This window comes from Rhodanobacter geophilus (genome assembly GCF_040812275.1).
Taxonomy (GTDB): Bacteria; Pseudomonadota; Gammaproteobacteria; order Xanthomonadales; family Rhodanobacteraceae; genus Rhodanobacter_A; species Rhodanobacter_A geophilus.
The window spans coordinates 43,874-68,497 of sequence record NZ_JBFOHL010000007.1 but is presented as its reverse complement, the minus strand read 5'-3'; the positions used below and the strand labels follow the sequence as shown (position 1 = coordinate 68,497).

Genomic DNA, 24,624 nt, shown 5'->3' with positions numbered 1-24,624 from the left:
CTCACAGCCTGCGCTCTACAGGTTTAGTAGCGTTGCCGTGAGGTTAGCCCATGCGCACGCAGGGATAACTGCTCAAGAGGTCAAAGGATCGGCTCAAAGAAGCGTCTTTTGTCGACACCAGGCGATCGGGATGCTGATGCTTGACGAGGGTTTTCGTTCCACTGCTCCTCAAACTCTTGGTCTCACGCAGTTTGCATGATCCGGGGATGGCATAGGTGGAAAACGCAGGACGCTAATGGGGGCTTGGATTACCGTTATTTTGCGTTCTTGATGATCATCATAGACATCAATGGGTGATTACCTTTACAGCCGGATCATTGCGCTCGAGTACGTTGCTGGATTTGCCAAGGCCGAATGTAGACCCAGTGTACGAACCAGCCCATCGCCAGCAGCATGATCATCAGGCCGGAGAAGCGAAACGCCAGCATCGGCGGGGCCATCGAAGCGTGTCTGGCCAGAACCCAAACGTTGATCATCTGCAGGCACAAGATGCCCAACACGACGTGCCCCAAAACCGCAAGACCGCGACTGGCGTTCAGTTGGACCCCCTGCGCGTCTGAGCGCAGCGAGAAGGTGTGATGCATCAGGCGAATTTCGCGATCGGTGAGATCCACCGTGTGCTTCAGTTTGATCAGGCTCTCGCGATATCGCCGGGGGCGATCAAACCCGAAACGGGCGATGAAAATACGCTCATCATCGATAGCTTGCCGATCGCGCTCGTTATCATCGTCGTTCTGAGCGCAGGCCGCGCCCTCACGGACAGCGTCCAGCAGATCGTGCCGTAGCGCCGCTTCGAAGTCTTCCGGATCACTCATGACGCGTCTCCCAACGAAAAAGCAATGACATAACCGAGGCGGCAGCTCCGCTGATACCGTTATCGCCGCACCACTACCGACAGCAATTCTCTCATCGAGCTGGGTTCGAGCCGTCCCTTCTCGGCACTGAGCGCATAGGCCGCTTTCAGGATACGCAAACGCTGCTCTGGCCGCAGCTTCTTGCCCATCGACGCCAGCTCCGTATCAACCCAGTCAATGATGCGGTCGACCAGAGCGACGTCGGTGGCACGCGTGGCTGCCTTCACCGGTTGCTCGCCTGGACCATCCAGTAGCCAAACAGGATCGATACCGAAGGTCTCATACAAGGCACGAAACAGCGCGACTGGCATTTCCCGCTCGCCCCGCTCGTAATTGGCATAGGCGCGCAACGACAGGCCGAGCATCTCGGCAAAGGCGCCTTGGCTCAAAGCGGTGGTCGCCCGCACAGCGGTTAGACGCTGGCCGATGGAGACGTTTTGCGAGGACGTTGCGACCTTACTCATAACTGCCTATAGTGAGTCACACTACTTCCCACGAGCTTACTCGCTTGCAACGTGCGCGAAAACAGCACGAACAGATCAAGATGCGCCTGCGGTTGGCCGGCACGTCGCTAGCCCAAGTTGCCCGCGACTTGGGCGTCGCACCGACAACGGTCACTTCGGTCTCCCAAGGCGCTCGTCGATCCCGTCGGATCGAAGCCACCATTGCGCAGCGGCTCTCCACGACGGCCGCGAAGTTGTGGCCCGATCGCTATGCCACCGCCACACGCCATGACTTGGTTTCTCTGAAATCCACGGGAGGTGACGCACCCAGTTTGACATCTAACTGATCGACCCATTCCTGATCCCTGGCGCACCAATGAAAACGCCCCGAAGTGTGATGACTTCGAGGCGCTTGGGGCTTCGCAAAACTGCAAAGCAAGTCTCCCGCGGCGACTCCGCCGTGTCAAGCGTCCGACCCTGCTGGGTCGGTTGACGCACGCCAGACCTTTTATCGATGCCACCGGAGCCCTTGTCGCTCCGATCGTGGCGGCATCCACGCGGGAGACAACATCATGACAAAACTTCGCCAAGCGGTTCAACTGGCGCTCGGTACGACGATGAGCAATCGTGCCATCGGACGCGAGGTCGACATGTCCTTCAATTCCATCCGGCGTTACCGCCAGATAATAGAAACACACGAATACGTACTCGATGCGCTGCTCGCGCTCGACGACGATGCTTTGCATGCCCGTTTCTATCCACGGCCGGCACGCTCGGCTACCAAGCGACTGCCAGACTGGAGCTATGTCCACGCCGAACTACAGCGTCCGCATGTGACGCGACAGCTTCTGTGGGAAGAATATCGACGCGACGATCCCGACAGCGCCTATGAATACAGCCAATTCACCCATCTTTACCGCGCGTGGACGCGCCGTCACGCCGTTAGTATGCGTCAGCCACACACGCCTGGTGAGCGTGGCTGGGTGGATTTCCTGGGGCCGACCATGGGATGGGTCGACCCGGCGACGGGCGAGATGCGCCGTGCACAGATTTTCGCTGCCGCGCTGGGGGTGTCGCATCTGTTGTTCGCGTCGGCGGTGCCCTCGCAGGCCACCGAATGGTGGATCGAGGTACACAACCGCTGGTATGCGTTTCTTGGCGGCGTACCAGCCATCACCGTGCCCGACAACCTGAAAGCGGCCGTCCTGCGTGCCGGCAACGAGCCTCAGCTCAACCCCACCTATCTGGAGATGGCGCGTCACTACGGCACCGTGATTTTGCCCGCAAGGTCCCGCAAGCCGAAGGACAAGGCCAAGGCCGAGGGCGGCGTGCTGATCATTGAGCGGTGGGCCTTGGCGCGATTGCGCCATCGCGTTTTCCACTCGTTGGCCGAGATCAACGACGCGCTGCGCGAATGCATCGACCTCATCAACGGCAAAGTCACCCGTACCTGGCATGCCTCGCGACGCGCTCGGTTTGAGGAACTTGACCGACCGCACCTTCTGCCATTGCCTGGCGAGCGCTTCGAGTACGGCGAATGGATACCGAACGTCCGCGTGGGGGTCGACTATCACCCGGTTGTGAAGGGACACCACTACTCGGTGCCTTATCGCCTGGTGCGCGAACAGGTGGATGTTCGCCTGACGGCCACGATGGTGGAAATCTTTTATCGGCGACAACGTATCGCCATGCATCCACGCAGCGAGGTGGTGGGCGAGACCACCTCCGACAAAGCGCATTTGTCGCCCGCGCACCGGGCATGGTCAGATCAAACGCCGCAGCGGTATCGCGCTTGGGCGATCACACTTGGTCCCTATGCGCTGGAGGTGATCGAACACCAGTTCGCGACGGCACGGCACGTCACTTTGGCACTGAGAGCCTGCAGTGGATTGGAGAAGCTGACCAAGACCTACGGCCCTGAACGGTTCGAAGCGGCTTGCGGCGAAGCGTTGCAGATCAAATCACCCACCCTGAAAAGCATCCGTTCGTTGCTGCAGAACCATCTGGAGCACCGGGGTCGCTCGCGGTCGCACGCCGAAGAGTCGCCGGCACTCCCTGCGCACCGGAACGTGCGGGGCCCCCACTACTACAGCCAGAAGGAATCGGACCATGCTGAGTAATCCGACCCAAGATATCCTGCGCCAACTCCGTCTCGCGGGCATGGCCCAGGCCTATGAGGACCAGCAAGGCAACCCCGCCGCGCAATCGCTCACCTTCGACGAACGCTTTGGTCTGCTAGTCGATGCAGAGAACGCCCAGCGGGAAAATCGTCGCTTGGGACGTCTGCTCAAGGGAGCCAAGCTCAAGGCGACCACAGCGTGTGGCGAGGACATCGATTTTTCCTCACGACGGCATCTCGACAAGCGGCAGATTCTTGACCTGTTGACTTGCCAATGGGTCGAACGTGGGCAACATGTGTTGATCACTGGACTCACGGGCGTAGGCAAGACTTGGCTGGCATGCGCCTTTGGGAACGAGGCTGCACGCAAGGGTCATGGCGTTCTTTACAAACGCTTGCCGCGGTTCCTGGAGGAACTAGAGATTGCCCATGCCGACGGCAGTCTCCCGAAGCTGCGCACTCGGCTGGCCCGTGCCAGGTTGCTGATCCTGGACGATTGGGGTGTGGCGCCGATTACCCGTCGCGGTCGGCAGGATTTGCTGGAAGTGATCGACGATCGCGTGCCAGGAGCCTCTGTGTTGATCACGGCGCAGATGCCTGTCGAGGCATGGCACGAGTATTTGGGAGAGCCAACGATCGCTGATGCCATCCTTGATCGCCTTTTGCACAACGCGCACCGGATCGCGCTGGAGGGCGAGTCGATGAGGCGTTCAAGGTCGTCGCTGTCGAAGAAGTAATCCACTGATATTTCAATTGCTCGACGCAAAGCCGTTCCGATCGAAAGTTCGGAGCGGCTTTTTGATGCGTGTCATGAACTACCGCTGGAACTCATCGGCTGATGATAATTGACGCCGATCAGTTTACGACAGTGGTAAAGGGCTGATCAGCTCCGGAACACTGATCATGCTCCACCGGAACTAGTGATCAATGTCACCGGAATACGCACGCTGAACCTGCTGCCGGGTTAAACGACGCGCTTTTGCTCTTCATGGACCGGACGTACTTCCTTCGGTCGATGCGTAATCGGCAGACATCGATCCGGAGCAAGTAGCCATGCGTCCTTTCTTTGTTACGCCCGCTTCCGTTCGTCACCTCAAAGACCTAATGGCTCGGCAAGGCAGCAGCCTGGCTGCCGTACCGTCTTCCCATCTTAGCGAGGCCCTGGCCGCCGGCCTGGGCTGCAAAACACACGCAGCGTTGCGGGCACGGCTTGCGGCGAGCCCTGTGGCGGAGGTTACCTTGCCCGATACCGCAGCGTGCAAGCGCCGGCTGGCGGAGCTCGGGCATACCCAGGCGGCCATGCGATGGACGGGCTTCCCGGACATGCTCGCCCGACGCGGTGCCCCGGTTCCTCAGTACAAAGGCACGCGGGTGAAAGCCTGGCGGAACCTGATGATTGCAGGCATCAACGCCGCCCTGTGCCAGCGGTTGGTGGGCTACGGGCCTGAAGATAACTGGTGGGGCGATTGCGACGATCCCGCCGGTCAGTTCAGCTTCGAATTCCCTGGTGGTATTCCCGCGCTGGGCTTACTCAGCGATGCAGGATTTGGCGAGCTTCGGGTCAGCGTGTTGCTCGACCCAAAGACGGACGTGCGCATGACCGATACGGGGAGCGGCTTTCGCGATGGCAGTGCATTCGCGTCCGGTTGGCTGGAAAGGAACCTGGGCGTCTGGCTCCAGACGGGAGGCAGGCCCATGATGGAGTGCCGTCAGCACCTGCTTAAGCCCTTGGCCGATACTCCGATTGCCCCTCGGGGTTTTGGTGATCGCGGTCGCTTCATGATGTAGCCGTACAACCTGAGCGATCGGCCATCCTGTGATGGCCGATCGCTTAGTTCTCCTCAGGCGACGCGGCGGTCGGCTCTTTGGTTTTCAGCTGACCGAGAAACTCCTCGATGGCGCTCAGGCGCGCCTCGCGCCGGCGCTGGTCTTCGATGTCCGCCAGACGCGCTTGGCGCTCGGCGGCCAGCTCCGCGACGTAGCGTTCGACGTCGGCGCGCAGCTGATCGCGTTCGTTGGTGATTCGAAGGCATTGCTGTGCCAATGTCTCGACTTCCTTCTCCAGCCGTGGCACCTCTTTGGCCGTCCGTGCCGCCTGGTCGTGCTCGCGGCGCAAGGTTCGCAGTGCACTGTCGCTTTGGCCATGCAGCTCGGTCAGACGCGCGTTGTCGCGATTGAGCTGCATGACCTCATGATTTTTGGTCGTCACCAGCTCGTTGGCTTGGCGAAGTTCAACCTGCAACGTCTGCACCTGATGCTCATGGCGCCGTGCTTCGGCTTCCCGCTGTTCCTTGGCCGCCTGCCGGAAATGCTCCAGCGCTTGGCGCGCCTGGCTGTGCTTCTCCTCCAGCGACTGGGCATGGGCGACCTGTTCGGCCAGTCGCGCCTCCAGGCCCGTGGTCCGCTCTTCCAGGGCACTAATTGCGATGGCGCGCTCCTGCAGTTGCACCCGCGCCTCCTCGTGCGCGCGCTTTTCCTCCTGCAGGGCGGTCTCCGTTCGCTGCAGGCGATCGCTCAGGGCCCGACCCTCGCGTTCCTGGTCCGCGAGCGCCTCGGCGGCCTTCTGAGCGGCGGCGTCGAACTTGGCTTTGGCCTCGGCGATGCGGGTGTCTGCTTCCTCGGCAAGGCGTCTTGAGAGTTGGGCAACTAAGGTACGCAGCGAGTCGCTGATAACGATCTCGGAGGTCGGCGTCGTCGGGGCCTCCGCTTCCAGTTGCTTGAGGTAACGGTGGATGGTGGTCTTTGAGCCCGTGTTGCCAAGGGCCACACGAACGGCATCCACCGACGGGTGCTTGCCCTGCGCGACGAGGCTATCGCGCGCCTTCTGGACTTCGGTCTTGTACAGGCCCGCACGCGCCATATCCGCTCCCCCATCTTTAACGTAACACATTACATACCATGTAATTACGTAATACACAACAGCGAACGTTCAGTGCGAACCGTCATGAAAGTAACATGGGATAATGTTGGATTATCCCGCCTGAGCCGGATGCGACCACTGCTTTGGCCCAACGCAGGGGTACGAAACGGTCTTCTTTGGGGTGTGCCGGCCGCCCCCGCATGGATCAATAGCGTGCCGGCAAGTGCCTGACAGAAGCGGTGGCCTCCCTGCTTGCGTCCTGAAATTTCCGCTATTACACTAAGTGTGAAAGAGGCCTAACGAGGTGTCCGCCCGCGCATGGAAGTGAAATTTGAGGACGCCTCGCTGCGACGGCTGGAAGCGGACGCCGGTTACACCGCCGGGTTGGATGCGGCCATCGTCAAGGTGTACCGGAAGCGGATGCAACTGATTCGCGCTGCCACCGACGAACGCGCCTTCTACGCCATGAAGTCATTGCACTACGAGAAGTTGAAAGGAGATCGGGACGGTCAGCATTCCATGCGTCTGAATGACCAGTGGCGGCTGATCTTGCGAGTGGATCAAGACGAGAACGGCAAGCTCGTCGTGGTTATTTCCATTATCGACTACCACTGACCTCCGAAGGAAAACTCCTATGAACACGTTCCCCGAAATCTTTCCACCGGGCGAGTTCCTCCGGGACGAACTGGAAGCCCGTAGCTGGACCCAGACGGAACTGGCCGAGATCATCGGTCGACCGGTACGCCTGATCAACGAGATCATTGCTGGCAAGAAAGCCATCACCCCGGAGACAGCGATCCAGTTGGGTGACTCGCTGGGCACCGGCCCGGAGCTGTGGATGAACCTTGAGAGTCAGTACCAGCTCTCCAAGGTACGCGTCCCCGACGGTCTGATCGCCCGCCGCGCCCGCCTGTACGAGCGTTTTCCGGTGCGCGAGATGATCAAGCGCGGCTGGATCGAGGCCTCCAAGAACATTGAGGTGCTGGAACAGCAGTTCCTGCAATTCTTCGGCCTGCAAGCGCTGGATCAGACGCCCGAGTTCAGCCACGCCGCTAAGAAGACCGAAGCCGAGCTGCCACCCTCAATTCTACAGTTGGCCTGGCTGTGCCGTGCCCAACAGATTGCCAATGAAATGGTCGGCGTGCAGCCCTATACCGAAGCGGGCTTGCGACAGGCGTTGCCTCGACTGTCTGCGCTGCTGTCAGCGCCAGAGGAGACCCGGCACGTGGCTCGCATCCTCAGCGAATGTGGCGTGCGCTTGGTCATCGTTGAGCCGATCGCCGGCACCAAGATCGATGGCGCCTGTTTCTGGCTCTCGAACGATCGGCCAGTAGTGGCCTTGTCGTTGCGCCTGGACCGTATCGACAATTTCTGGTTTGTGCTTCGGCATGAACTGGAGCACGTCCTGCAATGCCACGGGCGCGACCGCGGCTACATCCTCGATCAAGAGATCGAATCGACGCCCGCCGACCAGATCAGCGAAGAGGAACTCGTTGCCAATACCGAGGCGGCACAGTTCTGCGTGGATGCCGCTGAGATAAGTGGCTTCGTCGCGCGTGTCGCCCCGTTCTTCAAGGAAGAACGCGTGCTGTTGTTCGCCCAGCGCCTGCAAGTGCACCCGGGCCTGGTCGTGGGTCAACTGCAACGGCGGTTGGGCCGCTATGACCTGTTCCGCAAGTACCAGGTGAAGGTGCGCCAGTTCGTGACCTCCTCAGCCCGCACCGATGGCTGGGGTGTGGTCCACACGGCTTAAAGGAGCCACCGATGTCCGGCTATTCCAACGCAGTCAAAGAGTATGTCGAGCGTTACAAGTCCGAGGTCGGCGGCGATGCCCTGCTCGATCCGCATGCTGTGGCCGAATGGGCGTTTCGCAATGGCTTGCACAAGCCCAGCGTAAAGACCGTGATCGATGCGATCGCGGCGGATATCGCCCAGGTCTTTCGCGAGGAGTACCGCGTGGATCGGCACGGCCGGCGCTACCGAGCCAAACACGCCACCCGCCACAAGCAGGGCAACAAAACGCTGTCTCTGTGGGCCGACCTGGACGACCCCAACGCCCCACACAGCCACTTTGTGAAGTCCTTCGCACAGCGCCGTCAGCAGGTGGTTGATGACTGCGTGCAGCTCAAGACCGATGTGGACGTCTACAACGAAAAGCGCCATCCCGTCGAACCGATCCAAGTGCCGCTGGACTTCACCCTCGACGTGGCCGAGTTGCAGCAGCCGCTGCGCAAGGTTGCTTGACCTTCCTTCCGCACGCAAAGCCCTCGCAACTCAACTCAACTCGCAAATTGCCGCTGCGGTTGGCCACGGGGCTCCGTCTACGATGAAGCCACACGCCTGCGCGGAGGTAGCGCACCCGCCGCAGGCTTGGCCGCCTGTGCAGGGGTACACGTACCTCCCGTCGCGCAGCAGCAGTTTTCGGTGAGGAAGCCCATCAGGTCGCTCATGGTCGCCATGGCAACCGAGTAATAGATGAAGCGGCCTTCCTGCCGGCTGGTGAGCAGCCCAGCATGCACCAACTCTTTCAAGTGGAAGGAAAGCGTGGCGTTGGCGAGACCCAGGCGTTCGGCGATGGCGCTTGCCGCTAAGCCGTCGGGCGCGTGCTCGACCAGCAGACGATAGACCGCCAGTCGCGACTCTTGCGCGAGCGCGGAGAGGGCCGTGATGGCTTGCTTGGTCTGCATGATGGGCGAGAGCTGTGTTTGGTCGGGCTCAGTGTACGGGCATGCGCCCTGATCGGTCAGAGCGCCGCAGAGCCCAATGCGTCCAGCCGGCTGCTGAGTGCCAGGCGATCGAGCGCCTCGATGCGCAGGTTCATGAGCAAACTGATGCGCTGTTGCAGCAGATTACGCGCCAGCAGGAAGGCCTTGTAGACCGTCTCGCGGTCACCCACAGCCTTGGCGGGATCCGGGATGTTCCAGTGGGCCGTAATGGGAGCGCCGGGCCAAGCAGGACACGCCTCGCCGGCCACTTGGTCGCACACGGTGATTATGAAATCCATCACCGGCGCATCGGGCCGCAGGAACTCGCTCCAGCTTTTGCTACGTAGCTCTTCGGTCGGGAGGTCAACAGCCCGCAGCACCTCTAGGGTCTGCGGGTAAATGAAGCCCTTGGCATCACTTCCCGCGCTGTAGCCGCGAAAGCGCTCCTCGCCACGATGATTGGTGATGGCCTCGGCAAGAATGCTGCGGGCCGAGTTTCCCGTGCACACGAACAGGACGTTGTAGTGGCCTTGCATTGGCGCTCTCCAATTAGACCGCGGGGGCTTCGTACCAGCGCTTGCTTACCGTGACGAGGCGCACTACGGAGAGCATGACCGGTACCTCGATCAGCACGCCAACCACCGTGGCGAGCGCCGCGCCCGAGTGCACACCGAACAGGCCCACGGCCGTCGCCACCGCCAGTTCGAAAAAGTTGCTGGCGCCGATCAAGGCCGAGGGCGCCGCGACGCAATGTGGAACACGCAGCGTGCGGTTAAGGATGTACGCCAGCGCCGAGTTGCCGTAGACCTGGATCAGGATCGGCACGGCGAGCATGGCGATCACCAGCGGCTGGGCGAGGATCTGCTGCCCCTGGAAGCCGAACAGAAGCACCAAGGTCAGCAGCAAGGCGCCCAGCGAGAGGGGACTGAGCCGCCCGAGCAGCCGCTCAAGGGCCTCCGGTCCGCCACGGTCAAGCACCACACGGCGGAGCACCGCGCTGATCAACACCGGCACCACGATGTAGAGCACCACCGACAGGATTAGAGTGTTCCACGGCACGGTGATTGCGGAGATTCCAAGCAGCAGCCCGACGATCGGCGCGAACGCCACCACCATGATCGCGTCGTTCAAGGCCACCTGGCTCAGGGTGAAATTGGGCTCTCCGTTGCACAGGTTGCTCCAGACGAACACCATCGCCGTGCAGGGTGCGGCGGCCAACAGGATGAGGCCGGCGACGTACGAATCCAGCTGGTCGGCCGGCAGCCACGGAGCAAAGACGTGGCGGATGAAGATCCACCCCAGCAGCGCCATCGAGAACGGCTTTACCGCCCAGTTGATGAAGAGCGTGACGCCGATGCCTTTCCACTGCCGCCGCACGCCGCCCAGGGCGCCGAAGTCAATCTTCAGCAACATCGGGATGATCATCAGCCAGATCAACACCGCCACCGGCAGATTGACCTGGGCCACTTCCATGCCGCCCATCGCTTCGAATGCACCGGGCAGCAGATGTCCCAGCAGCGTGCCGGCGACGATGCACAGCAGCACCCAGACGGTCAGGTAGCGCTCGAAGAAGCCGATGCGGTTCCCCACGGGAGAGGTAGCGCAGGCCTCGCCCACCTTCAGGGATGGCTCGCTCATGCTGCATCCTCGTCTTCGTCGGTGATGGTGCCGATGTGGTCCAGCGCCTGTTTCAATGCCTCGCGATCCATCGTCTCTACGGGAAGGTCGACCAGCGCAGTCACCCGATAAAGGATGAGCGTGTGCGCGCGCCGGAAGGCCTCCATCAGCTCACCGTGCCCGTGGGCGGCGGCCGGATCAGGCAGGCCCCAGTGGCTCTTGATGAAATCGCCAAAGAGCACCGGACAGGTCTCATTGGCCGCGTTGTCACAGACGGTGATCACGATATCGAGCGGTGGTGCGCCGTCATGGGTGAACCGGTCCCACGACTTGCTGCTCAGCCCGTCGGTCGAAATGCCCGCCGCCTGAAGTTCCTCCAGCGCGTACGGATTGACCCGGCCCGTGGGTTGGCTGCCGGCGCTGTAGGCCTCGAAACGGCCTTTGCCCACGTGGTTGAGCGTGGCCTCAGAAAGGATGCTGCGGGCGGAGTTGCCTGTGCAGATGAAGAGGACGCGACAGGGATTCATGACGGCTCTCGGGCGAGGTAGGGGGATAGGCAAGCAATCGGTAGGCTGCGCTGTCACCTGTCGCAGGGCACCGCCTTGTTTCCATATTTCTATATTCGTAGAATCGTTCTATCAACGCAACACCGGATCCGCCCATGATCGAAGAGCTCCCTCACGTCGATGCCACCCTGCTCGACACGCCCAGCCTCGCCAAGCTCGCACTGCCGACCGGTGCCGATCACCCGCCACGCATTCTCATCCTGTACGGCTCGCTGCGGCCGCAATCCTTCAGCCGCAAGCTCGCCCTCGAGGCGGAACGCATTCTTCGTCAATTCGGGGCCGAAACCCGCGTGTTCGACCCACACGAGCTGCCGATCCTGGACAGCGTGCCGGCCAGCCACCCCAAGGTGCAGGAGCTGCGCGCCTTGTCACTGTGGTCTGAGGGCCAGGTCTGGGTCAGCCCGGAGCGGCACGGCACGATCACGGGCGTGTTCAAGAACCAGATCGACTGGCTGCCGCTTGAGGATGGCAGCGTGCGGCCCACCCAAGGGCGCACGCTGGCCGTCATGCAGGTCTGTGGCGGCTCCCAATCGTTCAACGTGGTCAACGCCCTGCGGGTACTCGGTCGCTGGATGCGCATGGTCACCATTCCAAACCAGTCGTCGGTGGCCAAGGCGTGGCAAGAGTTCGACGACCGAGGCCGAATGAAGCCATCGCCCTTTTATGATCGCGTCGTGGACGTCATGGAGGAGTTGTTCAAGTTCACGCTGCTGGTGCGCGATCGCAGCGACTACCTGGTGGATCGCTACAGTGAGCGCAAGGGCGCGGCGCAGGCGCGTGCGGTTTCCATGGCGGCCGCGGTCATCGAGCCGGTGGCGGTCGCCACGCCGCTCTTATCGCCCAAACCAGCCAACGAAGCCGTTCGGCCGCGCAGCCCTTGCTGTGCCAGTGGGAGCTGCTGAGCATGGAAGCCAAGCAAGCGACGATCTATCACAACCCGGCCTGCGGCACGTCCCGCAACACGCTGGCGCTGATCCGGCATGCCGGCATCGAGCCGACGATCATCGAGTACCTGGCCCATCCACCCGCGCGCGCTCAGCTCCGCGCGTTGATTGAGGATGCGGGCTTGACTCCAAAGCAGGCCATTCGGGAGAAGGGCACGCCTTTTCATGAACTAGGTTTGGGACGGTCAGGCGTGAGCGACGAGGCGTTGCTGGACGCGATGGTGGCCCACCCCCTTCTGATCAACCGACCTTTCGTGGTGACGGCGCGCGGGACACGCCTGTGTCGTCCATCGGAGGTGGTGCTCGATATCCTGCCGCCGGTGACGGCGCCCTTCGCCAAAGAGGACGGCGAGGTGGTGATCAACGTGCACGGCAAGCGCGTGCGTTGAGTCTGTGACCAGGGCCGAACAGCGACACCGTAGCGCACGGCCCCGGCACCACCGGCATCACTCCTTCAGGTACGCATCGCACTCGTCGACCAGGCGCTGTACTTCCGACTGGTCGGCGTCATGGCGCTGAAGCAGGAGGGCGCGCACCTGGGCGATCTGTTCGTTGCTGGGGATAAGTTCCGAGGGGCTCTCCCACATCCAATCGATCAGGAAGGGAAAGAGCGCGTCGGCCGGCATGCTGGCAATTTCGGAACAGGCCGGAATATCCATGCCCGAGCGCAGCACCGGGTTGTTCGCCCGTGACTTTCCGTGGCCGCCAAAAAGGCACTCTCAGGCATGCCAAAACGATCATCGGGTTCGGTCATGATGCCCTCCGCAATTGCAACGGTCAGTCCCAGATGCTTTCCTTGGACTGCCCCCGTGGATGGCTGTGAGCATAATTCACGGCACATGGTGCATGGGCGCCTCAACGGGCATCAAGCCTCCGCCGCCTGATCGTGACGATGACCTCTCACTCGCTTGACACTTATCTCGAAGCGGCGCAGCGGGAAAACACGCAACGCAGCTATGCCTCCGCGGTGCGCCACTTCGAGGTGAGCTGGGGCGGTTTGCTGCCAGCCACGGCCGACACCGTGGCGCAATACCTCGCGGCTCATGCGACCACGCTATCGATCAACACGCTTCGGCAACGGCTGGCCGCGTTGTCGCAGTGGCATCAGACGCACGGCTTTGCCGATCCCACCACGGCGGCGAGGGTCAAACAGGCGCTCAAAGGCATTCAGGCGCTTCACCCGGCTCGCGAGAAGCGTGCTGCTCCCCTGCAGCTCACCGCCGTCGCCCGAGTCTCCGATTGGCTTGACGCCGCTGTCGCGGCGGCGGACCAGCGGGGGGACCGCGCTGCTGCGCTTCGCGCCCGTCGCGATCGCGCGATGCTTTTGCTGGGGTTTTGGCGCGGCTTCCGCGTAGACGAACTGGTCGGCCTCCACAGCGAGCACGTGACGGCGGTGCCTGGCCATGGCATGACGTGCTTCCTGGGACGCAGCAAAACCGATCGGCAACTCGTCGGTACCACCTATCGGGTGCCCGCGCTCAGCCGGTGGTGCCCGGTGGCGGCGACGCTCGACTGGATTGCCATGGCGGGGCTCACCGAGGGCCCGCTATTTCGCGGCGTCACCCGCACGGGCGGGATCAGGTCCGGCGCCCTGCATCCAAACAGCGTGGTACCCCTGCTACGGCGGCTTTTCGTCCGCGCCGGCTTGGCCTCGCCGGAAAGTTACAGCGGCCACTCGCTACGCCGTGGGTTTGCCGGATGGGCCAGCGCCAACGGTTGGGACGTACGCGCCCTGATGGAGTACGTCGGCTGGAAAGACATGCACTCGGCAATGCGCTACATCGACGCACCGGATGCGTTCGGCCAGCAGCGAATTGAAACAGCCCTCGCCAGCATGTCGGCTCCGGGATCGCCGCCGGCTTCCTTGCCACCACCGGCCAGCCAATCGGCAGCTGCCGTCACCTTGATGCTCACGCTGCGCCTGACGCCCCGCCGGGCGGGCCGAAGCGTCGCCAAGGCGCGAAAAACGATCGAGACTCTTTGTCTTTCGCCGCACCGGGGCGTGGCCGTTAATCCCGAACGTACCCGCTACCGACTTCAGGTTGAGGCGACGGATGACCTCGACCTGGACGAGGTGGCATCCGCACTGATCGAAGACCTGTATCGCATCGCAGACAACCACGACCTGCATTTGGACGCATCGCTTCACGACGAAGCCGCCGAGCGCCACTGGAACTGACCTCTCGCCTGACACCGGAGATGCAAGACGCATGACCGCACCTCACGAGACCGCTTATCCGCGACTGAAGCAAGACCCCACCGCCCGCGAGCTGGATCTGCACTTCACGCCCTCCGCGGACGAGCGGGCCTTCGTGCAGGCCTTGAGCAAGCAACCGGCCATCCGTTTGGCCGTGATGCTTCACTTGAAAACCCTTCCTCACCGCGGGCACTTCGGCGCACTGAGCCAGATACCTGAGCGCATCGTGCGGCATGTGGCTGACGCGTTGGGTTACCGGCGCGCGTTCAGTGCCAGCGATCTAGACGCCTACGACGCCTCGCGCATGAAGCGCGAGCACATCGCTAAGATTCGGCAGTACTTGAATGTGCGCCCGCTGGGAGAGCCCGGACGACAGTGGCTGCGGACGGTGGCTCAGCAGGCGGCACAGACCAAGCACATGCTGCCGGACATCATCAACGTGATGGTGGAGGAGCTCTATCACCACCGGTACGAATTGCCCGCGTTTCGCACGCTCGATGACATTGCCACGGCGGCCCGGGAAAGCGTTCATGAAGGCCATTTCGAACGTATCGCTGCCTTGCTCACGCCAGCGGCGCGCAAGAAGATCGATGAGCTCTTAGCCGTCACACCGGGCGACACGCATAGCGGCTGGCAGGCCCTGAAGCGCGAGCCCAAGCGCCCCGGAAACAAGGAGGTGCGTTTTTATCTGCAGCACATCGACCGGCTGCAGAAGCTGGCCGCAATGATTCCTGCGCTCGAAGTACCAGTGCCCAAGCTGAAATATTTCCGCGCCATGGCACGAGCGCTGGATGCCGGCGAACTGGCCGAGCTCAAACCTGCCAAGCGCTATGCCCTGGCCGCCGTGTTCATCCGCTCCCGCCACGGCAAGGCGCTGGATGATGCGGCGGATCTGTTCATTCGACTGATGCAGAACCTGGAGAACACGGCCCAGAAGAACCTCATGGCTTACCAGGTCGAGCATCTGAAGCGCACCGACTCCCTTGTCGGGCAATTGAAAGAGATTCTTCAGGCCTATCAAGTCGACGGAACCGATAGTCAGCGTATCGACGCCATCGGCGATGTAATCGGGCCAGATCTGGCCAGGACACTCGCCGAGTGCGATGAGCACATGGCCTACGCCGGTAAGAACTTCCTGCCGTTCCTGGCCAAACCGTACGCCCAGCAGCGTGCCTTGCTGCTCAACTGCCTGGAAGTGATGGAGTTGCGCACTTCCTCCCAGGATCCCGCCATGGAGCGCCTGGTCAAAGCGCTGGCAGCATTACGGGCTCAGCGCAGGGACGTGGTGGAGGCGGCGTCGCTGGGGCTGAGCTTGGAGCACGATTTTGGCTGGATGTCAGCGAACTGGCGGCGGCATGTGTTTCCGAAGGACTGGGGTGTGGATCGGGCGGGCTGGATGCAACGGCGCTACTTCGAACTGGCGGTGCTCTTCCAGATCAAGGATGAGCTGAAGTCGGGCGACTTGTTCATCCCCGGGGGCGAGCGCTACGACGACTATCGCGAAGAGCTAGTCGACGAAAGCACCTTCCAAGAGGAACTGGGCAACTATGGGGAGGTCTCTGGCATCGCGACCGAGCCGGCCGCCTTTGTGGAGACGTTACGGGAGCAGCTTCGAACGAAGTGCCGTGAGGTCAATGCTCGTTTTCCCGAGAACGCCCACGCCGATATCGTTGATGGCCGGCTGATCCTCAGGAAGCTGCCGCGCACGGAACTGTCCCAAGCCATCGCGCTGGTCGACAGCCTCATCACCGAGCGCCTGCCTGAGACGAGCATCGTCGATGTGCTGGTTGATGCGACCAGCTGGGTGGACTTGAACCGGCACTTCAAGCCGCTCGCCGGCACCGAGGCGCGCGTGCGCGACTTGCACCACCGTGTTGTGACCACGCTGTTCTGCTATGGCTGCAACCTTGGTCCCACCCAAACGGCGCGATCGGTGCGCGGCTTCAGTCGGCGGCAAGCTGCATGGTTAAACCTCAAATACGTGACGGAGGACACCCTGGAGCGTGCCACGGTCGACACGATCAACCTGTACAACAAGTTCGAGCTTCCCGGCTATTGGGGCAGCGGCAAGTCGGCCTCGGCCGACGGCACAAAATGGAGCGTCTACGAGCAGAACCTACTCTCCGAATACCACATTCGCTATGGCGGCTACGGTGGCATTGGCTACTACCACGTCTCCGACAAATACATCGCGCTCTTCAGCCGCTTCATTCCTTGCGGCGCCTATGAGGCGATTTACATCCTCGATGGGCTGATCGAGAATCGGGCCGAGATTCGGCCGGATACGGTGCACGGTGACACTCAAGCGCAGAATTTCCCGGTGTTCGGCTTAGCCCATTTGCTGGGCATTGATCTCATGCCTCGCATCCGCAACGTCAAGGACCTCTCGCTTTCCAAGCCGGACCCACAAGCGTCTTACCCGAACATCCAGGCACTCTTTGGCGATGGGAGCATCGACTGGAACCTGATCGAAACCCATTTGCACGACATGTTGCGCGTCGCCGCTTCGATCAAAACGGGCAAGATTTCTGCCTCCACCATTTTACGACGATTGGGCAACTACAGCCGAAAGAACAAGCTGTACTTCGCCTTCAAGGAACTGGGCCGTGTCATTCGAACCTTGTTCTTGCTGCGCTATATCGATGATGTAGAGGTACGCAAGACCATCCAGGCGGCGACCAACAAGAGCGAGGAGTTCAACAACTTCACCAAATGGGCGTTTTTCGGGGGGCAGGGGATCATCGCGGAGAACGTGCTCCACGAACAGCAGAAGATCGTTGGGTACAACCACCTGGTGGCCAACTTGGTGATTCTCCACAACGTTGAGCAGATGTCCCGGGTGCTGGCCGAGCTCCGCGATGAAGGCATTGAAATCAGTCCGGCAGTACTGGCGGGCCTGTCGCCATACCGGACCGCGCACATCAACCGCTTTGGCGACTACACCGTTGACACGAGCAGGGAAGTCACGCCCATCGACTTCGCTCGCCGGATTCTTCGTGCAGCTGAGGAGGCCGCGGCCGCGGAACGCGACGAAGAAGAGCTATCGAGCGCTAGCTATAAATCCTAAGTGCGGCAGTGACTTAGAGGCCGAATTGCCGCTTTCTGGGCGAATCCCTGCCAACCCTCGTCATGACGCGGAGGCATGGCATCGGAAGGCACGGGCGAGCCTGCCTCGCGTCCCAGCAATTGCGGATAGTTCGCCAACACCTGGCAAGCCACTTGGCGGGCCGTCAGCCCGGGGGTCTGAAGTGGATGATTGCCGTGCCCATACGGTGCGTACACGGATGCATCGGTGACGCAGAACATGCCGATGGTCGGTGTCCGCGCCGCCACGGCGAGGTGCATGACCCCACAGTCGGCAGTGATCATGAGATCCACGCCTGCCATCACCGCACCCATACGACGGATGTCCGACGAGTAATAGGCGGGCCACTCCGCGCCCAGCATGGAGCAGCCATGCATCGGAATCAGTTCGAGGATGCTTGCCGCCGGGCAGAGCAGCTTGAAGGTGTCGATGAACTCCTGCCACCACGACATCGGATATCGCTTGCCGCCCGTGGCATTGGCGAATACGCCGACTACCGGAGGCGACATTGTCTGGCGGGATTCGGCCAGCAATTGCTTGATGGCATGGCGCCCGTTGGTGATCTCCGCATCGGTCAGCCGGATGTCGAGCACGGGGACGTCGTCTTGCCAGGTGGTTTCCACCGCCATGGCCCAGCGCAACAAGTTCACCGGCCGCTTGGCCATGTGCCGCCCGGCTATCTCTGTCGGAGCTGCATGGGTCAGGCCATCGTGCTTCGAGTCGTCGTTGAAGCCGAGCTTGTACGTACCTCGGAACAAGCGCGTCAGCGTTCTGCTGAAGCCGGAACCGACACAGGGATCGATGACCAGATCGTAGGGCGTCGCGCGCACGCGGCGAACCAGCCGCAGGAAGGAAAGCGGGTGCTTGAAGCCCCGCTTGGGCAGGCAATACACGTTGCGCACACTGAAAAAACTGGCGAATACTTCCTTGGCGATATCGCCTTCCGCGATGACATCGATTTCCGCCCCCTTGAAGTGCCGCTCAAGCTCGCTGATCAGCGGCGTCAACAGAATGGTGTTGCCGAGGCGATGGTTGGGGCGGCAGATCAGGATACGGAAGATGCCTTTGCGTGGCAGGGGGGCATCGCAATGGAGTGTCGAAATCTGTTCCAAGCGGCACCAGGGCAGAAGTGGAAGGGACGGATGCGGCTGCTTCGCTTACAGCGAATTCCGTGCCATCGGCACAACTGTTTGATGCGTGGAGAAAAGAGCGTTTCCTGCATGGGCAGGCCGGCATGCAGCCTGCAAAATTTGTCTGCAAGGATTGGCGTGCGTTTCAGGGCAATGCCTGGTGGCCTGGGCATGCCGGCAGCTCATCGCCTGGCCTGGACGGCAGCGTGATGGTCATCACCACGCGTACCGTGGCGTCCACCTGGCAGACAGCCACATAACCGATCGCGCCCGGCGTCTTCGCCACGAACTGGACCACGGCATCCGGCGACGCCAGCACATAGGGCGGGCTCACGCCCTGGAAGTATTGCTTGTTCCAGTAATCCTGGAGCTGGTCATCATCCATATGCAGGATGGTGTGTGCGAACGCCTTGCGCAGCGGCGCGCCACTGGGCAGATTGACCGGCGTGATCCGCCGGCCGCGGCCGTCCACAAAGATCCTCTTCAGATAGATGTTGCGCAGCGTGTTCTGGTCGAACGTCAGGTGCGGCGTGTCGGGCGCGGTGATGACGGCCATTTGCGATGAAGCCGCCCAGGACACCTGGGCGAACGCCAGCAGGCCGCCCAGAGCCAACCATTCCAACCATTGCCGGAAGTGTCCGCGCATGGCCCGTCAGAACAGGATCGCGGCGGAGGCCAGCCACCCGGTGGGGGCCAGCGACAGATTATGCGTGCCATCACGATATTCGACTTTGAGGACGATGCCTTCGATCGGCTTGAAGTTGATGGCCGTGGTGCGGATGGTGCTGGTCTGCTCCGGCGTCGAGGAGCGGTAGCGCTCGTAGCGCTCAATGAAGTAGAACCGGCGCCACAACGGTATTTCCGTCTGCACGAATCCGCCGCGCTCGTCCGGGCGGTTGTCCGTGCTGCTGCGGTAGATGGCCTCACCGGTGAAGCTGATGTAATGCGTGGTCCAGTTGAAATCGAGGCCGCTCAGGAAGTACTTGTCGCGGGGTGATTCCAGCTCGTAGCTGAGGGCGGAGGCGCCGATGCTCAGCGAATCCCCAGACAGGTGGTACAGCACCCGTCCGCCGAACGCCTGACGGAAATTGTTCTGCAGCGTCTCGGCCGTGCCGAAGTTGGTGTAGGCATTGTCCTGGTCGTCGCCGATATTGAGGTTCTTCGTGTCGTCGGCAAATACCCAGTAATCGAGGTCGTTCCCTTTCACGGGGAGCGTGCCGAACATCATGGCGCCCGTGGCATGGAGCGCGAAGGCGGCCGATGTCGAGAGCGGGCGCGATATCGTCCAGGTCAGCGGATCAGCATGCACCAGGTTCCACTCGCCAACGGGCGTGAGGAACTTGCCGAAACGGAAATTGAGGTACGGGTTGACGTGATAGTCGATGTACAGGCGTTCGACATCCAATTCGGCATCATCGACGTCGGTGCGCCCCCGGCTGCTTACCGGGTTGGCGGCTTCGATCTCGGTGAACAGCTGCCACTGCGTGCCGATGTCCTGGGTCAGGAACAGGCTGAGATCCCGGACGTTGTAACTGGACCTGGTGCCCTGGACGTCATAGAAGTTGAAGTCGGCGTAGCCGCCTATCCGCAGTCCTGTCCCAGGGAAGTACAGGCCCTGGCCCAGCGTGTAAGGCGCCGGCTGCCAGACGCTGCCTGTACTGTCACCGTTGTCGGCAGCCATGGCGCCCGATGCGTAGGCTGTCCCGAGCAGCAGGACGGCCACACCGTGGCCCAAAAGACGGCACAGGTACCTGTTCATGGGGCAGTCTACCGGCAATGCTGTGGAGTGAAGCCGGCACGCGTGAGCCATGCCGGCGGGTATGCGAAACATCGAGGCCACCGCTTTCCCCACGATGGATCGGCGCCGCCCCGAATTCTGCGACACTGATGCAGGCGACCGCAAAACGGCACCTCACCATCGCGCAACGGCATTCACTTGACCATACGAGCGGCCCTTTTTCGCCTGTTGTTCTGGACCCTGCTGGGTACGGTGCTGGTCGTGGGCGCATTGTCGTTCTACCAGTTCCGTGCCGCGCTCAGGACGGAGATCGCGGCAAACCTCCGGTTCGGCGCCAGCACGGTCATGCAGCGCATCGATACTCTGCTGTTCTCGCACATCGAGAACATGCGCGTGTGGAGCGGCCTGGAGGTCATGCAGGACATCCGCATCCACGACGTGGACAAGCGCCTGTCGCATTTTCTTTCGGACTTGCACGCGGGCCAAGGCAACGCCTACACCGCGTTGCTGTGTACGGACGAACAGGGCCGCGTGGTCGCGGCGAGTCAGGCCGCGTATATCGGCACGATGGCACCCGTCGCCAAATCCTGGCGCGCCATTCCCGGCGGTTGGCTCAGCGGCGTGAGCCTGGCGCGGGTTCACGATGCCGATGGCGGGACGACCATCTTGCGCACGGCGATCCCCAACGCCTTTGGCGAGGGCAGCCTTGGCTACCTCTACGCCGTGCTCGACCGGCACGTCACGCAGCAACTGCTGGACGATGCAGTCGGCCGCGGGCCAAGGAGCCTGTTGCTGCTGGACGAGCATGGCCACGTGATCGCGGCCTCGGCAGCACTGCGCGCGCGCATCGATGAGAATCGATTGACGCTGGGCTGGCGCCTGCCGGATCGGGGGGCCGTGTCCTACGTGCGCAACGGCAGCGCGCTTGGCTACGGCACGGTTCTGGTGGGCGTGGCCAGGTCCGAGGGCTATCAGCAGTTCCAGGGACTGGGTTGGCACATCGTGATGGTGGAGCCCACCGCCGTGTCCTTCGGGCCGATCTGGCGCCTGCTGTGGGCGATGCTCGCCGTGCTCGTGCTGACCCTGCTGGCGAGCCTTTGGATCTCTTCGCGCCTGGCCCAGCGCATCGCGCTGCCGATCATGACACTGACGGATTTCACGCGCAGTTTCCGTCAACGCGATGTGGCGCTGGTGCCATTGCCGGCCACCAACATCCTGGAGACGCAGGAACTGCACCACGCCTACGCGGAGATGATCGATGCCTTGGCGAAGTCGCGCGAACAAGTCGTGCGCGCGGGCAAGCTCGCGGTCGTAGGTGAAATGGCGGCGATCATGGCACACGAAGTGCGCACGCCCCTGGGCATCCTGCGCAACTCCGCGCAGTTGCTCCAACGGCGACCCGATCTGGGAGACCGGGAGCACGAGCTCATCGGATTCATCTTCAGCGAAACCGAACGGCTCAACCGACTGGTGACCTTGCTGCTCGAATGCGCACGCCCGACACAGCCGGATTTCAAGCTGCATGACCTGCACGCCATCATTGATGACGTGCTGAGTCTGCTGGCATCCCGGGCCGAGAAGGCAGGCATCTCGCTCTCGTGCAGTTTCGCCGAACCTGCGCTGATCTTCCTGTGCGACCGGGAGCAGATCATGCAAGTGCTGCTCAACCTGGTACTCAACGCACTCGCGTTCGTCGGCGAACACGGTCGCGTGCAAATTGCCACGCGGCTGGACGGTCCGGTGTTGCAGGTCTCGGTGATGGACGATGGTCCCGGCGTGCCACCGGCGTTGCGACAGGCCATCTTCGACCCCTTCTTCAGCCGCCGCGAAGGCGGCATCGGCCTCGGGCTCACCATCGTGCAACAGGTCGTGCACGTGCATGGCGGCGAGATCGCCGTGGGCGTGAGCGCGTGGGGTGGGGCGTCCTTCAATCTCACCTTTGCAGTGGACGGGCAGGACCGATGAGCGCCAAGCGCATCCTCATAGTGGACGACGAAGCCAAGATGCGGCGCATCCTGGAGCTGTCGCTCAAATCGATGGGAAACACCGTCGTCGAAGCCAGCGATGGGATGGAGGCATTGTCCATCGTCGAGAAACAGCCCATCGACCTGGTTCTGACCGACTTGCGCATGCCCCGCATGGACGGCATTGCCCTGCTCGCTGCATTGCGCGAGCAGGGTGTGGACGTGCCGGTCATCGTGATGACGGCGTACGGCACCATCGACACGGCCGTGGCTGCCATGAAGCTGGGCGCCATCGACTACATCATCCGACCGTTCGAAATGGAGACCGTCGAGATGGCGGTCACCCGGGCGCTGGCCATGCAGGCCGCGCAACGCGAGAACCGTTTCCTGCGCGAGGAGGTTTCGCGCGGCTGGGGAGAGTTTGTCGGGACAAGCGCCGCCATGCAATCGCTCTACGAGCTGATTCGCCAGGTGGCTCCCACGCGCAGCAATGCCTTCATCGTCGGGGATACCGGCACCGGCAAGGAGCTGGTGGCGCGCGCCATCCACGAGGCCTCCGGCCGCACGGGCCTGTTCGTGCCGATCAACTGTGCGGCCATCCCCGCAGAGTTGCTGGAGAGCGAGCTTTTCGGGCACGTCAAGGGTGCGTTTACCGGAGCCGTGCGCGATCGCGTCGGGAAATGCGAACTGGCCAGCGGAGGCACGGTCTTTCTCGACGAAATCACCGAGATGCCCGCCCATCTGCAAGTCAAGTTGCTGCGCGTGTTGCAGGAGGGGTGCATCGAAAGACTCGGATCCAATGGAACGATTCCGGTGGATCTGCGGGTCGTGTCAGCCACCAACCGCGATCTGCAGCAGGCGGTGGAAAGCGGTGCCCTGAGGCGGGATTTGTATTTCCGCCTCAACGTCGTGCGCATCGACGTGCCTAGGCTTCGCGATCGCCATGGTGATATCGCCCTGCTGGCCAATCACTTCCTTCACAAGCACGCGCTGGAACTGGGGCGTGCCACGCCTCGTCTGATGTCGCACGTGCTGCAGCGCCTCGAGTCTTATGAATGGCCCGGCAATGTGCGCGAACTTGAAAACATCATGGAGCGCGCCGTTGTCCTGTGCCGTAGCGGAGAGATCACCTTGGCTCATCTTCCGGCGGAGCTGTCCAGTGAATCGCCCGGTCGGTCTTCATCGTCTTCCGCGCTTGCCGATGACCCGGCAATCGATGGCCCACTGGATCTGAAAGCCAGAGTCGAAGGACTCGAATGCCGGCTCATCAAGGCAGCACTGGAGCGCAGCGCCAACAACAAGGCTGCAGCAGCTCGCCTGCTTGGCATCAGCGAACGAACCCTCTGGTACAAGCTCAAGATGTACAAAGTTGGAAGCTAGATCGGGCCTGTCATACAACCCCAAGGGCGGCAAGCACAATCAATCCGGGCTGGTTCAGTCGGGGCACAACAGCGGAGATACCACGTCCGCGACAGAGAGAAAGTCCCCATGGGCGAATTCCTAGGTCAAGTCTCGACCTTGCAGCTGCTCCCAGCGCAGGCGGCGTCCATGCAGGTACCGACACGCGCCTGTGTCGTTATACACAAGGTCGAATGGAAGAGGGGCATGCCAGTGTCGGGACCCGCAACAATTCTCAAGGTGCAGCTTAGGCGAGGACTCAGAATGGAAGCTGGCAGAAATTGCCCAGCTTGAAAAAAGAAAAACCCCCGACGAATCGGGGGTTTGTGAGTCAAAACCGTACAAAGACGGTCTAAGGTGTCCTCTAGAACGGAATGTCGTCGTCCTCGAAGCCGCCGGTGTTGGCGGGGGCCGACGGCGACGGCGCGCTGCCGCCGCGCGCCTGGTTGTCGTAACCGCCACCGTAGTTGCCGCCGCCCTGCTGGCGCTGGCCGCCCTGCGGCCGCTCGCGCTGGAAACCGCCGCCGCCCGAGCCGCCGCCTTCACCGCCGCCGGGACCGCCGAGCATCTGCATGTCGCTGGCGACGATGTCGGTGGAGTACTTCTCCACGCCACTCTTGTCGGTGTACTTCTCGGTGCGCAGCGAGCCTTCGATGTAGACCTGCCGGCCCTTCTTCAGGTACTCGCCGGCGATCTCGGCCAGCTTGCCGAACATCTTCACGCGGTGCCACTCGGTGCGTTCCTGGCGCTCGCCGCTCTGCTTGTCGGTCCAGCTTTCGGAGGTGGCCACGCTCAGCGTGGCGATGGCGGTGCCGCTGCCGGTGTAGCGCACTTCCGGATCGTTGCCGAGGTTGCCGACCAGAATGACCTTGTTGATGCCACGTGCCATGGATGTGTTCCTGGTTGAGCCGGCCGCACTTGAGGTTGGATTGCGGCCGGGGTTGAAGTGCCTGTCATCATACCCTGCCGGGGGCCGGACGCATCCGCCGCGACCGGCAGTCGCT

General features: G+C 62.1%; 25 protein-coding genes. 13 read left to right on the top strand and 12 right to left on the bottom strand.

The genetic code is table 11. The features are described 5' to 3' along the window. Window positions 1-314: 314 nt before the first annotated feature. A complete protein-coding gene (locus tag ABQJ56_RS09095; RefSeq protein WP_367844696.1) occupies window positions 315-815 on the bottom strand; it encodes a hypothetical protein in 501 nt (166 codons plus the stop codon). Between the two features lie 59 nt (window positions 816-874). Beyond that, window positions 875-1,318 carry a helix-turn-helix domain-containing protein gene (locus tag ABQJ56_RS09090; RefSeq protein ID WP_367844695.1) on the bottom strand — a complete coding sequence of 148 codons (444 nt, stop codon included), beginning with the start codon at window positions 1,316-1,318 and terminating at the stop codon, window positions 875-877. An 11-nt stretch (window positions 1,319-1,329) separates the two neighbouring features. Between ABQJ56_RS09090 and ABQJ56_RS09085 the strand changes: the two genes are divergently transcribed. From ABQJ56_RS09085 to ABQJ56_RS09070, 4 genes are all read left to right on the top strand, one after another. Beyond that, on the top strand, window positions 1,330-1,644 hold the full coding sequence (locus ABQJ56_RS09085) for a helix-turn-helix domain-containing protein (protein ID WP_367844694.1): 315 nt from the start codon (window positions 1,330-1,332) through the stop codon (window positions 1,642-1,644). Between the two features lie 225 nt (window positions 1,645-1,869). Then, window positions 1,870-3,417 carry an IS21 family transposase gene (gene istA, locus ABQJ56_RS09080; RefSeq protein WP_367844693.1) on the top strand — a complete coding sequence of 516 codons (1,548 nt, stop codon included), beginning with the start codon at window positions 1,870-1,872 and terminating at the stop codon, window positions 3,415-3,417. Further along, window positions 3,407-4,153, top strand: coding sequence for an IS21-like element helper ATPase IstB (gene istB, locus ABQJ56_RS09075; protein WP_367844692.1), 747 nt, complete (start codon window positions 3,407-3,409; stop codon window positions 4,151-4,153). The genes istA and istB overlap by 11 nt, the downstream gene beginning before the upstream one ends. A 502-nt stretch (window positions 4,154-4,655) precedes the next feature. Next, complete coding sequence (locus ABQJ56_RS09070; protein ID WP_367844691.1) at window positions 4,656-5,204, top strand: hypothetical protein; 549 nt, start codon at window positions 4,656-4,658, stop codon at window positions 5,202-5,204. A gap of 43 nt (window positions 5,205-5,247) precedes the next feature. Here the strand turns inward: ABQJ56_RS09070 and ABQJ56_RS09065 are convergent, their stop codons facing one another. Then, the gene (locus tag ABQJ56_RS09065; protein WP_367844690.1) at window positions 5,248-6,276 is read right to left on the bottom strand and encodes a DNA-binding protein; all 1,029 of its coding nucleotides are present in this window, start codon (window positions 6,274-6,276) and stop codon (window positions 5,248-5,250) included. Between the two features lie 318 nt (window positions 6,277-6,594). On the opposite strand from ABQJ56_RS09065, the gene ABQJ56_RS09060 reads away from it, so the two are divergent. Genes ABQJ56_RS09060 through ABQJ56_RS09050 form a run of 3 tightly spaced genes read left to right on the top strand, consistent with a single transcriptional unit; the run spans window position 6,595 to window position 8,520 of the window. Next, on the top strand, window positions 6,595-6,891 hold the full coding sequence (locus ABQJ56_RS09060) for a type II toxin-antitoxin system RelE/ParE family toxin (protein ID WP_367844689.1): 297 nt from the start codon (window positions 6,595-6,597) through the stop codon (window positions 6,889-6,891). Between the two features lie 19 nt (window positions 6,892-6,910). Beyond that, complete coding sequence (locus ABQJ56_RS09055) at window positions 6,911-8,029, top strand: HigA family addiction module antitoxin (protein ID WP_367844688.1); 1,119 nt, start codon at window positions 6,911-6,913, stop codon at window positions 8,027-8,029. An 11-nt stretch (window positions 8,030-8,040) separates the two neighbouring features. Continuing rightward, window positions 8,041-8,520, top strand: coding sequence for a hypothetical protein (locus ABQJ56_RS09050; protein ID WP_367844687.1), 480 nt, complete (start codon window positions 8,041-8,043; stop codon window positions 8,518-8,520). A 77-nt stretch (window positions 8,521-8,597) separates the two neighbouring features. Here the strand turns inward: ABQJ56_RS09050 and ABQJ56_RS09045 are convergent, their stop codons facing one another. The 4 genes from ABQJ56_RS09045 to ABQJ56_RS09030 are packed head-to-tail and all read right to left on the bottom strand — an operon-like array spanning window position 8,598 to window position 11,125. Then, window positions 8,598-8,963: an ArsR/SmtB family transcription factor gene (locus tag ABQJ56_RS09045; protein WP_367844686.1), complete on the bottom strand. Its 366-nt coding sequence runs from the start codon at window positions 8,961-8,963 to the stop codon at window positions 8,598-8,600. 56 nt (window positions 8,964-9,019) lie between these two features. After that, window positions 9,020-9,517, bottom strand: a complete 498-nt coding sequence (locus ABQJ56_RS09040; protein ID WP_367844685.1) for an arsenate reductase ArsC — start codon at window positions 9,515-9,517, stop codon at window positions 9,020-9,022. A 13-nt stretch (window positions 9,518-9,530) separates the two neighbouring features. Next, on the bottom strand, window positions 9,531-10,619 hold the full coding sequence (gene arsB, locus ABQJ56_RS09035; RefSeq protein ID WP_367844684.1) for an ACR3 family arsenite efflux transporter: 1,089 nt from the start codon (window positions 10,617-10,619) through the stop codon (window positions 9,531-9,533). Beyond that, window positions 10,616-11,125, bottom strand: coding sequence for an arsenate reductase ArsC (locus ABQJ56_RS09030; protein ID WP_367844683.1), 510 nt, complete (start codon window positions 11,123-11,125; stop codon window positions 10,616-10,618). Before ABQJ56_RS09030 ends, arsB begins: the two co-directional genes overlap by 4 nt. 134 nt (window positions 11,126-11,259) lie before the next feature. Between ABQJ56_RS09030 and arsH the strand changes: the two genes are divergently transcribed. Together arsH and arsC are read left to right on the top strand one after the other, a co-directional pair. Further along, window positions 11,260-12,066, top strand: a complete 807-nt coding sequence (gene arsH / locus ABQJ56_RS09025; protein ID WP_367844682.1) for an arsenical resistance protein ArsH — start codon at window positions 11,260-11,262, stop codon at window positions 12,064-12,066. A 2-nt stretch (window positions 12,067-12,068) separates the two neighbouring features. Then, entirely contained in the window at window positions 12,069-12,497 is a 429-nt protein-coding gene (gene arsC / locus ABQJ56_RS09020; RefSeq protein ID WP_367844681.1) for an arsenate reductase (glutaredoxin), read from the top strand. Between the two features lie 57 nt (window positions 12,498-12,554). Here the strand turns inward: arsC and ABQJ56_RS09015 are convergent, their stop codons facing one another. Beyond that, window positions 12,555-12,782: a hypothetical protein gene (locus ABQJ56_RS09015; RefSeq protein WP_367844680.1), complete on the bottom strand. Its 228-nt coding sequence runs from the start codon at window positions 12,780-12,782 to the stop codon at window positions 12,555-12,557. Between the two features lie 218 nt (window positions 12,783-13,000). Between ABQJ56_RS09015 and ABQJ56_RS09010 the strand changes: the two genes are divergently transcribed. After that, window positions 13,001-14,287 (top strand): site-specific integrase, encoded by a 1,287-nt coding sequence (locus ABQJ56_RS09010; protein ID WP_367844679.1) that lies wholly within the window; start codon window positions 13,001-13,003, stop codon window positions 14,285-14,287. Window positions 14,288-14,318: 31 nt separating this feature from the next. Beyond that, a complete protein-coding gene (locus tag ABQJ56_RS09005) occupies window positions 14,319-17,372 on the top strand; it encodes a Tn3 family transposase (protein WP_367844678.1) in 3,054 nt (1,017 codons plus the stop codon). Here ABQJ56_RS09005 and ABQJ56_RS09000 read toward each other — a convergent pair. From ABQJ56_RS09000 to ABQJ56_RS08990, 3 genes are all read right to left on the bottom strand, one after another. Beyond that, window positions 17,369-18,502: a glycosyltransferase family 9 protein gene (locus ABQJ56_RS09000; RefSeq protein ID WP_367844677.1), complete on the bottom strand. Its 1,134-nt coding sequence runs from the start codon at window positions 18,500-18,502 to the stop codon at window positions 17,369-17,371. The genes ABQJ56_RS09005 and ABQJ56_RS09000 overlap by 4 nt on opposite strands. A gap of 163 nt (window positions 18,503-18,665) precedes the next feature. Beyond that, window positions 18,666-19,166 carry a type 2 periplasmic-binding domain-containing protein gene (locus ABQJ56_RS08995; protein WP_367844676.1) on the bottom strand — a complete coding sequence of 167 codons (501 nt, stop codon included), beginning with the start codon at window positions 19,164-19,166 and terminating at the stop codon, window positions 18,666-18,668. A 6-nt stretch (window positions 19,167-19,172) separates the two neighbouring features. Beyond that, the gene (locus ABQJ56_RS08990; protein ID WP_367844675.1) at window positions 19,173-20,279 is read right to left on the bottom strand and encodes a porin; all 1,107 of its coding nucleotides are present in this window, start codon (window positions 20,277-20,279) and stop codon (window positions 19,173-19,175) included. A 177-nt stretch (window positions 20,280-20,456) separates the two neighbouring features. On the opposite strand from ABQJ56_RS08990, the gene ABQJ56_RS08985 reads away from it, so the two are divergent. Beyond that, window positions 20,457-22,223 carry an ATP-binding protein gene (locus ABQJ56_RS08985; protein WP_367844674.1) on the top strand — a complete coding sequence of 589 codons (1,767 nt, stop codon included), beginning with the start codon at window positions 20,457-20,459 and terminating at the stop codon, window positions 22,221-22,223. Further along, the gene (locus tag ABQJ56_RS08980) at window positions 22,220-23,602 is read left to right on the top strand and encodes a sigma-54-dependent transcriptional regulator (RefSeq protein WP_367844673.1); all 1,383 of its coding nucleotides are present in this window, start codon (window positions 22,220-22,222) and stop codon (window positions 23,600-23,602) included. Before ABQJ56_RS08985 ends, ABQJ56_RS08980 begins: the two co-directional genes overlap by 4 nt. A 382-nt stretch (window positions 23,603-23,984) precedes the next feature. Here the strand turns inward: ABQJ56_RS08980 and ssb are convergent, their stop codons facing one another. After that, window positions 23,985-24,509, bottom strand: a complete 525-nt coding sequence (gene ssb, locus ABQJ56_RS08975) for a single-stranded DNA-binding protein (RefSeq protein ID WP_367844672.1) — start codon at window positions 24,507-24,509, stop codon at window positions 23,985-23,987. Window positions 24,510-24,624: the final 115 nt, after the last annotated feature.

Coding starts and splice junctions, on each gene's coding strand:
- ABQJ56_RS09045 (WP_367844686.1), bottom strand. CDS start 8,963: ATGCAGACCAAGCAAGCCATCACGGCCCTCTCCGCGCTCGCGCAAGAG.
- istA (WP_367844693.1), top strand. CDS start 1,870: ATGACAAAACTTCGCCAAGCGGTTCAACTGGCGCTCGGTACGACGATG.
- ABQJ56_RS09065 (WP_367844690.1), bottom strand. CDS start 6,276: ATGGCGCGTGCGGGCCTGTACAAGACCGAAGTCCAGAAGGCGCGCGAT.
- arsH (WP_367844682.1), top strand. CDS start 11,260: ATGATCGAAGAGCTCCCTCACGTCGATGCCACCCTGCTCGACACGCCC.
- ABQJ56_RS08990 (WP_367844675.1), bottom strand. CDS start 20,279: ATGAACAGGTACCTGTGCCGTCTTTTGGGCCACGGTGTGGCCGTCCTG.
- ABQJ56_RS08980 (WP_367844673.1), top strand. CDS start 22,220: ATGAGCGCCAAGCGCATCCTCATAGTGGACGACGAAGCCAAGATGCGG.
- ABQJ56_RS09030 (WP_367844683.1), bottom strand. CDS start 11,125: ATGAATCCCTGTCGCGTCCTCTTCATCTGCACAGGCAACTCCGCCCGC.
- ABQJ56_RS09060 (WP_367844689.1), top strand. CDS start 6,595: ATGGAAGTGAAATTTGAGGACGCCTCGCTGCGACGGCTGGAAGCGGAC.
- ABQJ56_RS09095 (WP_367844696.1), bottom strand. CDS start 815: ATGAGTGATCCGGAAGACTTCGAAGCGGCGCTACGGCACGATCTGCTG.
- ABQJ56_RS09050 (WP_367844687.1), top strand. CDS start 8,041: ATGTCCGGCTATTCCAACGCAGTCAAAGAGTATGTCGAGCGTTACAAG.
- ABQJ56_RS08995 (WP_367844676.1), bottom strand. CDS start 19,166: ATGCGCGGACACTTCCGGCAATGGTTGGAATGGTTGGCTCTGGGCGGC.
- ABQJ56_RS09010 (WP_367844679.1), top strand. CDS start 13,001: ATGACCTCTCACTCGCTTGACACTTATCTCGAAGCGGCGCAGCGGGAA.
- ABQJ56_RS09090 (WP_367844695.1), bottom strand. CDS start 1,318: ATGAGTAAGGTCGCAACGTCCTCGCAAAACGTCTCCATCGGCCAGCGT.
- ABQJ56_RS09055 (WP_367844688.1), top strand. CDS start 6,911: ATGAACACGTTCCCCGAAATCTTTCCACCGGGCGAGTTCCTCCGGGAC.
- ABQJ56_RS09005 (WP_367844678.1), top strand. CDS start 14,319: ATGACCGCACCTCACGAGACCGCTTATCCGCGACTGAAGCAAGACCCC.
- ssb (WP_367844672.1), bottom strand. CDS start 24,509: ATGGCACGTGGCATCAACAAGGTCATTCTGGTCGGCAACCTCGGCAAC.
- ABQJ56_RS09040 (WP_367844685.1), bottom strand. CDS start 9,517: ATGCAAGGCCACTACAACGTCCTGTTCGTGTGCACGGGAAACTCGGCC.
- arsB (WP_367844684.1), bottom strand. CDS start 10,619: ATGAGCGAGCCATCCCTGAAGGTGGGCGAGGCCTGCGCTACCTCTCCC.
- istB (WP_367844692.1), top strand. CDS start 3,407: ATGCTGAGTAATCCGACCCAAGATATCCTGCGCCAACTCCGTCTCGCG.
- arsC (WP_367844681.1), top strand. CDS start 12,069: ATGGAAGCCAAGCAAGCGACGATCTATCACAACCCGGCCTGCGGCACG.